Here is a 13,654-nt window from a genome sequence, read left to right as displayed (position 1 = left end):
GTACCCCCGGGACCGGCTGAGCATCGGCCGCGAGGAGGCATCCGATCGCGCGGACGGCTGCGAATGTGAGTCGTCCCCCGAGAACGTCCCCCCGCGTTCGACACCCCTGCTCCCCTGAAGGCTCTTCCATGCACGCCACCCCCCTCATCGACGCGACCCCCGGCGTCGTCCTCGAGCGCGACGGCTCCGTCGCCCGGATCACCCTCAACCGCCCCGACGCCCTCAACGCGATCGACCTCGGCACCGCGCGACTGCTGCTGAGCACCGTCGCCGACCTCGACGCCGACGCCGGCTGCTCCGTCATCGTGATCGCCGCGGCCGGCCGCGCGTTCTGCACGGGCGGCGACATCTCGGCGATCATGGGGTCCGAGGACCCGGACCACTACCTGCGCGACGTCGCGACCACGACCGCCCAGGTGATCCGCCTGCTCGAGGACAGCCGCGCCGTCGTCGTCTGCGCGATCGACGGCATGGTCGCCGGCGCCGGCATCGCCTTCGCTTTGGCCGCCGACATCGTGATCGCGACTCCCGCCGCCCTCTTCCTCAGCGCGTACGGCGACGTCGGGCTCGTCCCGGACGTCGGAGTCACCGCCGCGCTCCCCCGCGTCGTCGGCCGCCGCCGCGCCCTGGACTTCGTGCTGTCGGGCCGCCCGGTCCGCGCGGCCGAAGCGCTGGAGTGGCAGCTCGTGACCGAGGTCGTGCCGCGCGCCGACCTCGCCGGTCGCGTCGACGAGCGCGTGCGCGCCCTGGCGGCGAAGCCGGCGCACGTCGCGTCCGCCGCCCGCCGCCTCCTGCGCACCGACCCGCTCGGCCGCGCCGAGCGCATCGTCGAGGAGACGGACACCCTGGTCGAGTTCCTGGCGGTCCCCGCCACGCGCACGCTCCTGGACGCCGAGCACGAGCGCCAGGCCCGCCGCGCCGCCCGGGCGACCGCCTCGCTCTGACCCGGCGCGAGCGTGCGCGACGACGCTCCGGCCCCGGGCCGGGCGGACGTCCGCCCGACGGCCCGCGGATCGGCCGGGCGTTCTCCTCCGATCTCGGCTACGGTGGTCCCCGCGAAGGGGAGTAGTTCCCACCGTCCGCCGAGCGGACGACGAGGCGCGTCGACATGCTGGTCCGGGACGATCCGGGCCCGGCGCTCCACCCCGGCTCCGGCCGGGGCGAACGAGACCTTCGGTCAGTCGACGCACGTCCTGACCGGTCCTCTCGCGCGGGTCGGCGGACCTGAGCCAGGAGATCGCATGGCGACCACCGCCCCCACCCCCAGTCCCGCCCAGGTGCGCCGCTGGCGCCGCTACCTCGCCGACGAGCTCGCCGAGGCCTCCGTGTACCGCGACCTCGCCGGCCGCCGCTCCGGCGAGGAGCGGGAGATCCTGCTCGCGCTCGCCGTGGCCGAGGGACGCCACGAGGAGCACTGGCGCGAGCTGCTCGGCTCCGCGGCGGAGCCCGCGCCCCGCCCGGACCTCCGCACGCGCTTCCTGGGCTTCCTCACCCGCCGCTTCGGCTCCGTGTTCGTCCTCGCCCTGATCCAGCGCGCCGAGGCCCGCTCCCCCTACGCCGACGACGACGACGCCACCGAGGCGATGGCCGCCGACGAGCGGATCCACGGCGAGGTCGTCCGCGGGCTCGCCGAGCGCGGTCGCAACCGCCTCTCCGGGACGTTCCGCGCGGCGGTCTTCGGAGCGAACGACGGCCTGGTCTCGAACCTCGCCCTCGTGCTCGGAGTGGGAGCGAGCGGAGTCGGGACGGGGGTCGTCCTGTTCACGGGCATCGCGGGCCTGCTCGCCGGCGCCCTCTCGATGGGCGCGGGCGAGTTCGTCTCGGTGCGCTCGCAGCGCGAGCTGCTCTCGGCCTCCAGCCCGGACCTCGACGCGAACCGCATCGTCCCCGATCTGGACGTCGACGCGAACGAGCTCGCCCTGGTCTACCGCGCTCGCGGGATGACCCAGGAGCAGGCCGACGCGCGTGCCGCCTCCGTCTTCACGGGCCTGCGCGGCGGCGCCGTCACCTCCCCCATCACGCTGGGCGGTCCCGCAGGAGACCCCGACGTCGACGAGCACGAGTCGATCGGCACGGGGATGGGCGCGGCGCTGTCGAGCTTCTGCTTCTTCGCCTCGGGCGCGATCATCCCGGTGCTGCCCTACCTGCTCGGCCTGACGGGGCTCGCCGCGGTGGTCGTCGCCTGCGTGCTCGTGGGCATCGCCCTGCTCGCCACCGGCGCGGTCGTCGGGCTGCTCTCAGGCGCCCCGCCGCTGGCCCGGGCGCTGCGCCAGCTCGGGATCGGCTACGGCGCGGCCCTGGTGACCTACCTCCTCGGCCTGCTCTTCGGCGCGTCCGGAGTCTGAGCCTCGGCCTCGAGGAGCTGCGCGGACTCGCGCGGCTCCTCGGCGCGGGGCCGCACGGCGACGCCGCGCCACCGCAGCGCGGCCACTCCGACCGCCAGCAGCAGCGACGCCGGCAGGCAGCCCAGCAGGGGGATGCAGGAGTAGTAGAGGAGCTGCCGCTGGATCCACGCGGGCGAGGGCACGTCGGAGTCGCCGTAGTAGGGCGGAGGCGGCGAGGAGTAGCCGGTGTAGAGGAGCGCGAGGCCGATCAGGGTCCCCGCGAGGCCGGCGACCAGGAGCACGAGGAGCCACGGGTTCCGCAGCAGGGGCGCCTCGCGCACGGGCTCGGCGGGAGCAGCGGGAGCGGGGTCGGCGGCCGGCTCCGGCAGGGGTGCGGGCGCGGTCTCGGCGCCGAGGCGGTGCGACCGCCGGCCCTCGGCGGCTCCGGCGATATCGGGCAGGGCCATGATGCGGCGCGGTCCGGGCACGGACGAGGAGCCGGGGCGGACCACGCGCGACTCCGGGAGCGCGGGACGAGCGGCGGCTCCGGACGTGGCGGCGGGAGCGCCGGGGGCGGCACCCGAGCCGGGCCTCGCGAACGCCCGCTCGTCGCCTCTCAGACGCTCCACCGGTCCCGAGAACCCGCGCTGGAAGGCCGGGTCGTAGCGCGGGTCGACCCGTTCGTCGTCGTCAGTCATCGTCGCGACCCGTCATCGTCGTCCCCGGTCATCGTCGACCTCCGGCTCGTGGGAGAGGATCCCGCGCAGCCAGTCGCGGGCCTCGAGGAACACCTCGTCGTCGTAGCGTCGCACGGAGGTGACCGGGCGGCGGTCAGCGCGCGGATACGAGCCGAGGAAGATCACCTTCGGGCTGAAGCGCCGCAGCCCCATCAGCGCGTCGGCGACCCGCTCGTCCTGGACGTGCCCGTCGAGGTCGATGACGAACCGGTACCGGCCGAGGGCATCGCCGATCGGCCGCGACTGGATCATGCTCAGGTTCACCCCGCGGGTCGCGAACTGCTCGAGCATGTCGAGCAGGGCGCCCGGCTGGTCGGCCGGGAGCTCGGCGATCACGCTGGTCTTGTCGGCGCCGGTCGGCTCGGGCAGCGCGTGCGAGCGCGAGACGTGCACGAAGCGCGTGACGGCGTTCGGGTTGTCGCCGATCCGCTCCGCCAGCACCACGACGTCGTGGTGGGCGACGATCCCGGGAGGGGCGATGGCCGCGTCCGCGGGCGATCCGCCCAGCAGGTCGACGGTGGCCTGGACGTTGCTGGAGGCCGGCAGGTGCTCGTGGCTGGGGATCTCGCGGTCGAGCCACACCCGGCACTGTCCGTAGGCGACGGGGTGCGCGGCGACGGTGCGCACCTCCTCGAGGCTCGTCCCCGGGCGGCCGACCAGGATGAACGACACCGGCACCAGGTACTCGCCGACGATGCGCAGCCCCGGGATCCGCGCCAGCGCGTCCTGCGCGGCCGTCACTCCGCCCTCGACCGAGTTCTCGATCGCGATCACCGCGCCGTCGCTGCGTCCGGTGACCAGATCGCTCAGCGCCTCCCCCACGTTCGCGACGCTGCGCCACAGCTGTCCGCGCGCCTCCGGGACCTGCGCGAGGGCCGCCTCCGTGAACGTGCCGCTGGGCCCGAGATAGCTGTAGGCACGGGTCTCGGGGGCGCTGTCGGGCATGGCGCAAGCCTAGCCAGCCGCGGTACCCCTGGAGGGGGCCGGACTGCCACTATGGACCGCATGACCGATCGCGCAGGGAAGCCGGCACAGGCCTCCGATCTCATCGACGTCGAGGCCCTCGTGAGGGCGTACTACGAGAAGAAGCCGGACGTCTCCGACCCGGCTCAGAAGGTGGTGTTCGGAACCTCGGGCCACCGCGGATCCTCGTTCGACACGGCCTTCAACGAGGACCACATCGCCGCCGTCACCCAGGCGATCGTCGAGTACCGGACCGAGCAGGGCATCACCGGCCCGCTGTTCATCGGCGCCGACACGCACGGGCTCTCCCGCCCGGCCCTCACCACCGCCCTCGAGGTCCTGGTGGGCAACCAGGTCCGCGTGCTCGTGGACGAGTTCGACGACTTCGTGCCGACCCCGGCGCTCAGCCACGCGATCCTCCGCTACAACAACGACCCCGCTCACACCGACCGGGCCGACGGCATCGTGGTGACCCCCTCGCACAACCCGCCCCGCGACGGCGGCTTCAAGTACAACCCGCCGCACGGCGGCCCCGCCGACTCCGACGCGACGACCTGGATCGCCGACCGGGCCAACGAGCTCATCGCCGACGGCAACCGCGGCGTGACCTCGGCCGAGCCCTCCGCGGTCGAGACCTACGACTACCGCACGCACTACGTCGCGGACCTGGCGAACATCATCGACCTCGACGCGATCCGGAAGGCCGGCGTGCGGATCGGGGCCGACCCCCTCGGCGGCGCCTCCGTGCACTACTGGCAGCTGATCGCCGAGATGCACGGCCTCGACCTGACCGTGGTGAACGGGGAGGTCGACCCGGCCTGGGGCTTCATGACCCTCGACTGGGACGGCAAGATCCGGATGGACCCGTCCTCCCCCAGCGCGATGGCCTCGGTGGTCGCGCGCGCCGGCGACTTCGACATCCTCACCGGCAACGACGCCGACGCGGACCGGCACGGCATCGTCACCCCCGACGGCGGGCTGATGAACCCCAACCACTACCTGGCCGTCGCAATCGACTACCTCTACCGCCACCGCACCGGCTGGCGCGAGGACGCGGCGATCGGCAAGACGCTGGTCTCCTCCTCGATCATCGACCGGGTCGCGGAGTCGCTGGGCCGGCGCCTCTGGGAGGTCCCGGTGGGCTTCAAGTGGTTCGTCCCCGGGCTGGTCGACGGCTCGGTCGGCTTCGGGGGCGAGGAGTCCGCGGGCGCCTCGTTCCTCCGCTTCGACGGCACCGTCTGGACCACCGACAAGGACGGCATCCTCCTCGCGCTGCTCGCCTCCGAGATCGTGGCGGTCACCGGGAAGAGCCCGTCGGCGCTCTACCGCGAGCTGACCGAGCGCTTCGGCGACCCGGTCTACGAGCGCGTAGACGCGGTGGCGACGAAGGCGCAGAAGGCGGCCCTCGGCAAGCTGGACGGCGACGCGATCGCGGCGACGACCCTCGCCGGGTCCGAGATCACCGCGAAGCTCTCGAAGGCGCCCGGCAACGGCGCGGCCGTCGGAGGCGTCAAGGTCGTCACCGAGGACGCCTGGTTCGCCGCGCGCCCCTCCGGCACCGAGGACGTCTACAAGATCTACGCCGAGAGCTTCCGCGGCCTCGACCACCTGCACGAGGTCCAGGCCGAGGCGCGCACGATCGTGGACGCGGCGCTGAACTCCTAGGCGCTGCGCTCAGTCGCCCGAGAAGGCTCGTTCCCGCCCAGGAGAACGAGCCTTCTCGGGCGACTCAGCGGCGGTGAGGAAAGGGCCGGCTACCAGCGCGGGTGGACGGCGGGGCGGAAGTGGGTGTCGTAGAGGGCGTTCACGGCCTCCATGAAGGCGGGGCCGAGGGGCGCGGCGGAGGCGGCGGCCGCGTTGGCGCGGGCCTGCTCGGGCGAGCGGGCGCCGGGGATCACCGAGGTGACGCCCTCCTGCTGGATGATCCAGGCGAGCGCGGCCGCCGCGGGGGCGAGGCCGTGGTCGTCGGCGAGGCGGGAGAACTCCTGCGCGGCCTCCACGCCGGTCGCGAAGTCGACGCCCGAGAAGGTCTCGCCGACGTCGAAGGCGGAGCCGTCGCGGTTGTAGCTGCGGTGGTCCTCCGGCGCGAACACGGTCTCGGTCGTGTAGCGGCCGCTGAGCAGGCCCGAGGCGAGCGGGACGCGCGCGAGGATGCCGACGCCGGCCTCGCGGGCGGCGGGCAGCACCTCGTCGAGCGGCTTGAGGCGGAACGCGTTCAGGATGATCTGGACGCTCGCGACGTTCGGGCGGGCGATGGCGGTCAGCGCCTCCTCCGTGCGCTCGACCGAGACGCCGTAGGCGGCGATCGCGCCCTCGGCGACGAGGGTGTCGAGGGCGTCGTAGACGGCGTCGTCGGAGTAGACGGAGGTGGGCGGGCAGTGCAGCTGCACCAGATCGAGGGTGTCGACGCCGAGGTTGGCGCGCGAGCGGTCGGTCCAGGCGCGGAAGTTGTCGAGCACGTAGTTGGCGGGGATCTGCTCCGCGCGACGGCCCATCTTGGTGGCGACGAAGACCTGCGCGTCGGGGTGCGCCGCGCGGTAGGCGCCGATCGTCCGCTCGCTGCGGCCGTCGCCGTAGACGTCGGCGGTGTCGAAGAGGGTCACTCCCGACTCCACCGCTGCGTCGAGCACGGCGAGGGCGTCGGTCTCGGCGACGTCCCCCCAGTCGGCACCGAGCTGCCAGGTTCCGAGGCCGACGACGGAGACGGGGGCGCCGGTGCGTCCGAGGATTCGAGTTTCCATGCCTCCACCGTAGGTGCGGCCGAGCCCGCGGCGGACCCCCTTGCGCGTGCTCTAACGTCGAGGGCATGCCCCTCCTCGTGCTCGGAAGCGCCAACCTCGACCACGTCCACCGGGTCGCCCGCATCCCCGCTCCCGGAGAGACGGTGCTCGCCCTCGACGCGAGCACCTTCCCGGGCGGCAAGGGCCTCAACCAGGCCGTCGCGGCCGCACGGACCGAGCCCGGCACCGTCTTCGTCACGAGCCTCGGACGCGACTCGGCGGGAGACCGGCTCGCCGCGGTCCTCGGCGAGGAGCCGCTGGAGCTGCGCGCCCGCCGCGGCGACGTCCGCACCGGCACCGCGCAGATCACCGTGGACGAGCGCGGGGAGAACGCGATCGTCGTCGACTCCGGAGCGAACGCCGCCCTGGTCGGATTGACCGCCGAGGAGTCGGCCCTGGTGGCGGCGGCCGACGCCCTGCTCCTCCAGCTCGAGATCCCGACAGCGACGGTGACGGAGGCGGCCCGCGCCGCGCGCGCCGGCGGCACGGTGTCGATCCTGAACGCCGCCCCGATCGGACCGCTGCCGGAGGAGCTCCTGGCGGTGCTCGACGTGCTGATCGTCAACGAGCACGAGGCCCGCGATCTCGCCGCCGATCGCGGCATCACCGCCGCCGACGACGACGCGCTCGCCGCTGCCCTCACCGCGCTGGTGCCGCTCGTGCTGGTCACCCTCGGCTCCGACGGCGTCGTCGTGGCGGTCCGCGACCGCGAGCCGGTGCGCACCCCGGCCTTCCGGGTGGAGGCCGTGGACACCACCGGCGCCGGGGACACCTTCTGCGGCGCCTTCTCGGCCCGGCTCGCCGCCACGGGAGCACGGCTCGACGATCCGGAGCAGCTGGTCGCCCTCACCCGCTGGGCGAGCGCGGCCGCGGCGATCTCGGTCACCCGCGCCGGAGCGGCGGTGTCCGCGCCGACGGCGGCCGAGACGGACGCGTTCCTCGCCGAGCGCGCCTGAGGGGGAAGCTCCTCAAGGAGGACGGAGCGGACACCGACCCCGGGCGGCCCGGAGCACCGTCGCTCCGGTCGGTACGGTGCACTCCGGAGAAGCACGAGAGCGCTCGGCCCGGCTCCGCTCCTCACGGCGGGGCGTCCCGCCCGGCGGACAGCCGCGCCCGCTCCCCGATCCGGCTAGTCGATCGCGGCGACCCGGACGGTCACCCGCGGCCGCAGCTCCGGATGCACCCGGACGCACCACTCGCGCACCGCGGCTCCGATCGCGCGCGCCACGTCCGGCGCGGACGCCTCCGCGGTCACGCAGAGGTCGACGGCCACGGACACCTCGTCCCCCGCGACGCGGACCAGAACCGGATCGGCGAACGTGCCGCCGCTCGCGGTGCCCAGCGGCTCGACCACGATCCCGGTCGCGCTCAGCGCCGTCGCCGCGTGCGCGAGCACGTCGCGCACCTCGGGCCTGGCCGGCATCAGGGTCGCGACGCCGTCCAGGGCGCGCAGCTCCGCAGCGAGCGCGGACACCGGATCGACCGGGGCCGCCGACTCGAGGCCGCTCACGACTCCTCCGTCCCGGGGACGTAGACGTCCTCCACGCGGACGTCGATCCTCGACACCCGCAGCTCGGTCTGGGTCAGCAGCCGCGAGTGCACGCGCTCGCGCACCTGCTGGGCCGCCTCGGCGATCGGCACCCCCCAGAAGACCGAGATCGTCAGCTCCACCACGACCTCCGCGCCCGGCTCGGCGATGTCGCCGACCAGGCGGCAGCGGCCGACCAGCACGCCGGCGACGCTGTCCCCAGCCTCGCGCACGAGTCCGCGGACCGCTCCCTCGGTGATCGTGAGCGCCACGTCGGGCTGGACGCTCGCCAGCGGGATGTCGCGTCCGGCCCGCGACTCGCGGCGGACCTGGGTGAGGATCGAGCCGAACCAGCTCTCCTCCGGCGCGGGCAGGCGTGCGGCGTCGTCGTCGATGAGCGCGCCGGAGAGGGCGCGCACGCGCTCGAGGGCGCGCAGAGTGCGCCGGTGCTCCGGCGACTCCTCGATGGCGGGGTCGTACGGAGTGCGCCCGCGGTCGAGGTAGTCGCTCAGCTCGTCGATGCCGATGCCGTCGCCCTCCTGCTCCGTCGCGTCCGCCTCCTGCTCGAGCGCGGGCGGCAGCACGACGTCGTGCTCCCCCGCGCGCTCCGGCCCGTCGCCGGGACCCTGGTCCGCGTTCATCGCGTCTGCTCCCTCATCGCCAGTCCTCCATCGCCACGACCAGCGACTCGCGCGCGCGGGCCAGCTTGCCCCGCACGGCGGTCACCGTGAGACCGAGGTGATCGGCGATCTCGTTGTACGACTCCCCGCCGACCTCGCGCAGCACCCAGCACTGCCGCTGCGACTCCGGCAGCTCGGACAGGGCGTGCGCGAGAGCCCGCATGGCGTCGCTCTGCTCGGCGGCCTCGAACGGGCCGGGCTCTCGGGCCGGGGGATGCTCCACGGCGTCGACGTCGTCGGTCGGGCGGCGCTGGCGCAGCAGGTCGACGCTGGAGCGGCTGACGATCCGCATCATCCAGCTGCGCACGCTCGCCGGCTCCTTGAGCTGCGGGAGCTGCGCCCAGACCGTGATCAGCGCGTTCTGCACGGCGTCGGAGGCGTCGGCCTGCGAGCCGGTGAGGCGCCAGGCGTAGGCGCGGAGGATCGACTGGTGCCGCTTGACGAGCACCTCGAAGGCGCGCACGTCGCCCTCGGCGGAGCGCTCGGCGAGCAGCGCGTCGCTCGCCGCTTCCAGTCCGGGCACGGCGCCTCCTCCCTCTCCGCTCACGCGGCCTCGGGCCGCCTCTCAGGTGACGCTCAGGAAAAAGTCCGCCGAGCACCGTGACGAACGCCGTCCGGGCTCCGTCTCACTCATGAAAGCACAGCCCGACCGGATTTCCGCCGGGCCTTCGACCCCGGTCTGCTCAGCAACGGCAGCCGATGAGACGTCCAGGAGACCTCATGAGCGACACCACGCGCACCCCCTCCACCACCCGCGTCGACAAGACCTCCGTCGACACGGTCACGACCCTCGGCGGCTCGCGGACCTCCGGCACCGCTCAGGGCACCACGGTCATCGACGACAGCGTCGTGGCCAAGGTCGCTGGCATCGCGGCCCGTCAGGTGCCCGGCGTCTTCGCCCTCGGCAACAACGCCGCCCGTGCCTTCGGCGCGATCCGCCAGGCCGTCGGCGGCGCCGACCACGCCCAGGGCGTGAGCGTCGAGGTCGGCGAGACCCAGGTCGCGGCTGACGTGACCATCGTCGTCGAGTACCCCGTGCCGATGCAGAAGGTCGCCGACTCCGTCCGCGCCGCCGTCTCCGAGGCCATCACCGAGCTCGTCGGCATGGCCGTCTCCGAGATCAACGTCGCCGTCGTCGACGTGCACATCCCCGGCGACGACAAGGACGACGAGGCCACCGAGAGCCGCGTCCGATGAGCGACTTCCAGCGCCCCGCGCCCACCGCCCCCGGCGGCCGCAGCACCGTCCTCGGTGTCGTGGTCGGCGCGATCCTCGCCTTCGCGGCCCTGATGTTCGGATTCTGGGGCCTCGTCCTCACCGCCCTCTTCATGGCCCTCGGCGTCGTGATCGCCCGCATCGCCGACGGCACACTCGACGTGCGCAGCCTCGTGGACGTGTTCCGCGGCCGCACCACCTCCCGCTAGGAGCCCACCGTGACCGCTCTCGACACGCGTCCCGCATCGCCGGTGGCGGGCACCGTCACCATCACCGTCCGCTCCATCGAACGCGCCGCCGTGGCGATCGTCCACGAGGAGCTGGGCGTGGAGGTCTCCGCGATCCGCGTCCGCCTCTCCGATGACCGGGGCGGCCTCGCCCTCGCGGTGACCGCGCCGGTCGTCGTCGAGCCGGGCACCGCCCTGGCCGGCGGCTCCCTGCTCGAGCGCCTGCGCGGCGACCGCACCCGCATCGCCTCACGCATGGAGGCGCTGACCGGGCGCACCGTCAGCCGGATCGACATCCGGGTCACGGGCACCCGCACCCGAAGCACGAGGAGAGTCGCATGAGCCCCGCACCGTCGGCGCCCGACACCCGCTACAGCCGCTACCTCCGTCGCGAGACCCACAAGTCCCGCTCCGCCGCGCAGATCGTCGTCCTGGTGCTCATCGCCCTGGTCGCGGCCTACGTCGGCACGGAGGCGGTGCTCGCGATCCTCGGCGCCGCGCCCCTGCTCGCCGCACCGTCCGCCCTGCTGGGCGCGATCGTCGGAGTCGCATCGCTGGCGAACCCCGCCCTCATCGGCGTGGCCGTCGGCGCGGGCGTCCTCGCTCTGGTCCTTCTGGTGCTCGCACTGGCGCCCGGGGCCCGGGCCCGCCACACCGTGGACGACGACCGCCTCGCCGTGGTCGTGGACGACGGCGTGATCGCCTCCTCCCTGGCCCGCGCAGCCCGCACGGCCGCCCACTCCCGCCGCGAGGACACCCGCGCCTCGCTCGGCCGGCGCACCGCACTGGTCGAGGTGACCCCCGCCTCCGGCATCGCGGTCGACCGCGACGCCGTGCAGAGCGCCGTCGACGAGGAGCTCGTCCGCATCGGCGCGAAGCCCGCCCCGCGCTCCACCGTCCGCGTCTCGACCTCCGGGAGGATCTGATGACCACGAGCAACCGCTTCGTCAACCGGCTCGTCCTGCTCGTCGTGGGCCTCGTGCTCGCGCTGGTCAGCGCCGGGGCCGTCCTGATCGCCGTCTCGCAGCCGGTCCGCGACTCCGTCCTCTCCTTCGCCGACGGCGAGGGCGCGGCCCTGGTGTCGCGCCTCTCCCCCGAGGAGGGCACCGCCTGGAGCGATGCCGCCGTCCTCTGGCCGCTCTACGCCGTCGTCGGGATCTGCCTCCTCGGCATCGTCCTCGCGCTGGTGATGGCCTTCGCCCACGGTCACGGCCGCACCGGCACCGTCCTCCGCGACGAGGCCGAGGGCGCGCCCGCCGGAGGGATCGAGATCGCGACCGGCTTCGCGGAGGACGTCCTCGAGACGGCCCTCGCGGGCCGGACGGAGCTCCTCGACGTCACGGTCGCGGCCTACCGCCACGGCTCCGAGACGGCGCTGAAGGTGCGCGTCCTCCCCCGCGGCGGCGTCTCGCCCCGCACCGTGGTCGACGCCGTGCACCAGGAGGTCGACGCGCTCGACGCCCTGCTCGGCGCCCGCCTGCCGGTCCTGCTCGAGGTCGCCTCGAGCGCCCGGGCCGGCTTCTCCAAGGAGGACCGGGTCGCCTGACCCCGGTCCCGCAGCTTCCCCGGCACCCGCCGGCGGATGGTCACACCGAACAGAAGGAGCCCCTCATGGGTGCAGACGACAAGATCCGCAACGCAGCCGAGAACCTGGTCGGCAAGGCCAAGGAGGCCGTCGGCAAGCTGACGGACAACGAGCGCCTCGAGGCCGAGGGCCAGGCCGACCAGACCAAGGCCCACACCAAGAAGGTCGGCGAGGACGTCAAGGACGTCTTCAAGAAGTGATCTGACCGGAACCTCGACGGGGCCGTCACCGCATCAGCGGTGGCGGCCCCGTCGTCGTGCGTGGAGCGGGTGCGTCGAGCGTCAGACGCCCCAGAACATGATCCGGCCGGCGGAGGCCGCGTCGATGCTCTGGTCATGGTTGTCGGCGGTGTGCGAGGAGTAGAGGATCCTGTCGCCGTCGACGCTGGTCACGACGCCCGTGTGGTCCCAGTCGCCCGAGCCGTCCCAGTCGAACTGGACGATGTCGCCCGGCTTCACCCGGCTCCGCTCGGAGTCGGGGATGGCGGTCGCGCGCTCGGGGTGCGCGGCGAGGTAGGCGTTGAACGCTGTCGACGACGCCCAGGCGGAGCTGTAGCCGCCGGAGGAGGAGTAGCTCCACTCGCCATCCATCTCCCAGCCGCGGGCGATCAGCGACTGCGAGGTGAAATTGACGCAGTCGTTGCCCGAGATCACGCCGTACTGGGCCGAGTTGTAGTCGTTCCAGTAGGTGGAGAGGTAGTCGAGCTGCGAGGCCAGGCGGCTCGCGTCCAGCGCGGCCTGGGCCTTCGCGGCCTCGATCGCCGGGTCGGGCGTGTAGGCGAAGGTGATCGCCGAGGCGACGACCTTCGTGCTGGCGAGCACGCCGGTCGCGGCGGGGCTGGGAGTGGCGGTCGCGGTCGGGGCGGCGAGGTCGGTCGAGGCCTCGGCCGTCGTGCCCTCCGCGGCGCCCGACGTGTCGACGGCCGGCTGCACCGCGTCGGCCGGGGTCCCGTCGACGGTGACCGCCGCGGCGGAGTCGGTGACCGCGTCGAACGTGATGGCCTGACCGTCGGCGTCGAAGAAGGCGACCGGGACCTCGCCCGCTGCCTCTCCGTCGGCCGGAGGGGCGGTGACCGTGATCTGGTCGGGGTTGTCGACCGCGACGCTGCCCTCGGCCTCGCCGAAGCGCACGGTGGCGACCGAGTCCAGGTTCGATCCCTCGAGCGTCACGCTCGTGCCGCCGGCGACGGTGCCGGAGGTGGTGGAGACGGAGCTGAGGACGACCCGGGCGGAGGCAGTGGTCGCGGGGAGCACGGCGACGCTGGTCGAGGTCGGAGCAGCGGAGGGCGTCGCGATGGCCGACTCGGCCGAGGAGCCGGTGCCGACGGTGAGGCTCAGGCTCGACGCGACGGCCACGACGACGAGCCCGCCGGAGACGGCGAGCGCGAGCGTGCGCGGGGACGGGCGGAAGAAGGAGGCCCCGCGACGGGCGGGCGCGGTGCGGAGCCGGTGCCCCTCCGCTTCGCGGCGGTCGCGGCGGGACGAGAACGACCCCTCCGGGGCGGGGTGCACCGGGGCGGGAGCCGAGGGCTGCGCGGGAGCGGCGGCGGGTGCGGCGGGCCGGATGCGGCCCTCGCGCTCGCGGGCCTCGCGGCGGGTCAGCGGAGCGCCGGGGG

17 protein-coding genes are annotated in these 13,654 nt (G+C 74.1%); 10 read left to right on the top strand and 7 right to left on the bottom strand.

All coding sequences use genetic code 11. The features are described 5' to 3' along the window. The first annotated feature begins 128 nt into the window (after window positions 1–128). Entirely contained in the window at window positions 129–944 is an 816-nt protein-coding gene (locus C5C69_RS11420; RefSeq protein ID WP_104233942.1) for an enoyl-CoA hydratase/isomerase family protein, read from the top strand. A 297-nt stretch (window positions 945–1,241) separates the two neighbouring features. After that, window positions 1,242–2,345, top strand: coding sequence for a VIT1/CCC1 family protein (locus C5C69_RS11415; protein ID WP_104224963.1), 1,104 nt, complete (start codon window positions 1,242–1,244; stop codon window positions 2,343–2,345). Here C5C69_RS11415 and C5C69_RS11410 read toward each other — a convergent pair. Next, window positions 2,306–3,022: a hypothetical protein gene (locus tag C5C69_RS11410; RefSeq protein ID WP_104233943.1), complete on the bottom strand. Its 717-nt coding sequence runs from the start codon at window positions 3,020–3,022 to the stop codon at window positions 2,306–2,308. The genes C5C69_RS11415 and C5C69_RS11410 overlap by 40 nt on opposite strands. A 12-nt stretch (window positions 3,023–3,034) precedes the next feature. Beyond that, window positions 3,035–4,006, bottom strand: coding sequence for a prephenate dehydratase (pheA, locus tag C5C69_RS11405; RefSeq protein ID WP_104226780.1), 972 nt, complete (start codon window positions 4,004–4,006; stop codon window positions 3,035–3,037). Window positions 4,007–4,066: 60 nt separating this feature from the next. On the opposite strand from pheA, the gene pgm reads away from it, so the two are divergent. Further along, window positions 4,067–5,689, top strand: coding sequence for a phosphoglucomutase (alpha-D-glucose-1,6-bisphosphate-dependent) (gene pgm / locus C5C69_RS11400; RefSeq protein ID WP_104226793.1), 1,623 nt, complete (start codon window positions 4,067–4,069; stop codon window positions 5,687–5,689). Window positions 5,690–5,778: 89 nt separating this feature from the next. On the opposite strand, the gene C5C69_RS11395 is transcribed toward pgm, so the two are convergent. Continuing rightward, window positions 5,779–6,765, bottom strand: coding sequence for an aldo/keto reductase (locus C5C69_RS11395; RefSeq protein ID WP_104233944.1), 987 nt, complete (start codon window positions 6,763–6,765; stop codon window positions 5,779–5,781). A gap of 65 nt (window positions 6,766–6,830) precedes the next feature. On the opposite strand from C5C69_RS11395, the gene C5C69_RS11390 reads away from it, so the two are divergent. Continuing rightward, window positions 6,831–7,760, top strand: a complete 930-nt coding sequence (locus tag C5C69_RS11390) for a ribokinase (RefSeq protein ID WP_104233945.1) — start codon at window positions 6,831–6,833, stop codon at window positions 7,758–7,760. Between the two features lie 173 nt (window positions 7,761–7,933). Here the strand turns inward: C5C69_RS11390 and C5C69_RS11385 are convergent, their stop codons facing one another. The 3 genes from C5C69_RS11385 to C5C69_RS11375 are packed head-to-tail and all read right to left on the bottom strand — an operon-like array spanning window position 7,934 to window position 9,535. After that, window positions 7,934–8,314, bottom strand: a complete 381-nt coding sequence (locus tag C5C69_RS11385; RefSeq protein WP_104233946.1) for a hypothetical protein — start codon at window positions 8,312–8,314, stop codon at window positions 7,934–7,936. Continuing rightward, window positions 8,311–8,973: an Asp23/Gls24 family envelope stress response protein gene (locus C5C69_RS11380; protein WP_104233947.1), complete on the bottom strand. Its 663-nt coding sequence runs from the start codon at window positions 8,971–8,973 to the stop codon at window positions 8,311–8,313. Before C5C69_RS11380 ends, C5C69_RS11385 begins: the two co-directional genes overlap by 4 nt. A gap of 13 nt (window positions 8,974–8,986) precedes the next feature. Next, window positions 8,987–9,535 carry an RNA polymerase sigma factor gene (locus C5C69_RS11375; RefSeq protein WP_104224956.1) on the bottom strand — a complete coding sequence of 183 codons (549 nt, stop codon included), beginning with the start codon at window positions 9,533–9,535 and terminating at the stop codon, window positions 8,987–8,989. Window positions 9,536–9,732: 197 nt separating this feature from the next. Between C5C69_RS11375 and C5C69_RS11370 the strand changes: the two genes are divergently transcribed. The 6 genes from C5C69_RS11370 (at window position 9,733) to C5C69_RS11345 (ending at window position 12,239) form a co-directional block, all read left to right on the top strand. Next, complete coding sequence (locus C5C69_RS11370) at window positions 9,733–10,209, top strand: Asp23/Gls24 family envelope stress response protein (protein WP_104224955.1); 477 nt, start codon at window positions 9,733–9,735, stop codon at window positions 10,207–10,209. Continuing rightward, the gene (locus C5C69_RS11365) at window positions 10,206–10,436 is read left to right on the top strand and encodes a DUF2273 domain-containing protein (protein WP_104233948.1); all 231 of its coding nucleotides are present in this window, start codon (window positions 10,206–10,208) and stop codon (window positions 10,434–10,436) included. Before C5C69_RS11370 ends, C5C69_RS11365 begins: the two co-directional genes overlap by 4 nt. 9 nt (window positions 10,437–10,445) lie before the next feature. Then, on the top strand, window positions 10,446–10,796 hold the full coding sequence (locus C5C69_RS11360) for a hypothetical protein (protein WP_104233949.1): 351 nt from the start codon (window positions 10,446–10,448) through the stop codon (window positions 10,794–10,796). Further along, on the top strand, window positions 10,793–11,380 hold the full coding sequence (locus tag C5C69_RS11355) for a DUF6286 domain-containing protein (protein WP_104257943.1): 588 nt from the start codon (window positions 10,793–10,795) through the stop codon (window positions 11,378–11,380). Before C5C69_RS11360 ends, C5C69_RS11355 begins: the two co-directional genes overlap by 4 nt. Continuing rightward, on the top strand, window positions 11,380–12,000 hold the full coding sequence (locus C5C69_RS11350) for a hypothetical protein (RefSeq protein WP_104224951.1): 621 nt from the start codon (window positions 11,380–11,382) through the stop codon (window positions 11,998–12,000). Before C5C69_RS11355 ends, C5C69_RS11350 begins: the two co-directional genes overlap by 1 nt. 65 nt (window positions 12,001–12,065) lie before the next feature. Beyond that, entirely contained in the window at window positions 12,066–12,239 is a 174-nt protein-coding gene (locus tag C5C69_RS11345; RefSeq protein WP_104226788.1) for a CsbD family protein, read from the top strand. Window positions 12,240–12,320: 81 nt separating this feature from the next. Here C5C69_RS11345 and C5C69_RS11340 read toward each other — a convergent pair. Next, a partial coding sequence (locus C5C69_RS11340) for an amidase domain-containing protein (protein ID WP_104257942.1) occupies window positions 12,321–13,654 on the bottom strand: 1,334 nt, incomplete at its 5' end.

The sequence above is a fragment of the Rathayibacter sp. AY1C7 genome (assembly GCF_002931865.1).
GTDB lineage: Bacteria > Actinomycetota > Actinomycetes > Actinomycetales > Microbacteriaceae > Rathayibacter.
This window is presented reverse-complemented; position numbering and strand designations above follow the sequence as displayed.

Bases quoted from the DNA above. Each gene is read 5' to 3' on its own strand.
- C5C69_RS11420 (WP_104233942.1), top strand. From the start codon at position 129: ATGCACGCCACCCCCCTCATCGACGCGACCCCCGGCGTCGTCCTCGAG.
- C5C69_RS11415 (WP_104224963.1), top strand. From the start codon at position 1,242: ATGGCGACCACCGCCCCCACCCCCAGTCCCGCCCAGGTGCGCCGCTGG.
- C5C69_RS11410 (WP_104233943.1), bottom strand. From the start codon at position 3,022: ATGACTGACGACGACGAACGGGTCGACCCGCGCTACGACCCGGCCTTC.
- pheA (WP_104226780.1), bottom strand. From the start codon at position 4,006: ATGCCCGACAGCGCCCCCGAGACCCGTGCCTACAGCTATCTCGGGCCC.
- pgm (WP_104226793.1), top strand. From the start codon at position 4,067: ATGACCGATCGCGCAGGGAAGCCGGCACAGGCCTCCGATCTCATCGAC.
- C5C69_RS11395 (WP_104233944.1), bottom strand. From the start codon at position 6,765: ATGGAAACTCGAATCCTCGGACGCACCGGCGCCCCCGTCTCCGTCGTC.
- C5C69_RS11390 (WP_104233945.1), top strand. From the start codon at position 6,831: ATGCCCCTCCTCGTGCTCGGAAGCGCCAACCTCGACCACGTCCACCGG.
- C5C69_RS11380 (WP_104233947.1), bottom strand. From the start codon at position 8,973: ATGAACGCGGACCAGGGTCCCGGCGACGGGCCGGAGCGCGCGGGGGAG.
- C5C69_RS11370 (WP_104224955.1), top strand. From the start codon at position 9,733: ATGAGCGACACCACGCGCACCCCCTCCACCACCCGCGTCGACAAGACC.
- C5C69_RS11365 (WP_104233948.1), top strand. From the start codon at position 10,206: ATGAGCGACTTCCAGCGCCCCGCGCCCACCGCCCCCGGCGGCCGCAGC.
- C5C69_RS11355 (WP_104257943.1), top strand. From the start codon at position 10,793: ATGAGCCCCGCACCGTCGGCGCCCGACACCCGCTACAGCCGCTACCTC.
- C5C69_RS11350 (WP_104224951.1), top strand. From the start codon at position 11,380: ATGACCACGAGCAACCGCTTCGTCAACCGGCTCGTCCTGCTCGTCGTG.
- C5C69_RS11345 (WP_104226788.1), top strand. From the start codon at position 12,066: ATGGGTGCAGACGACAAGATCCGCAACGCAGCCGAGAACCTGGTCGGC.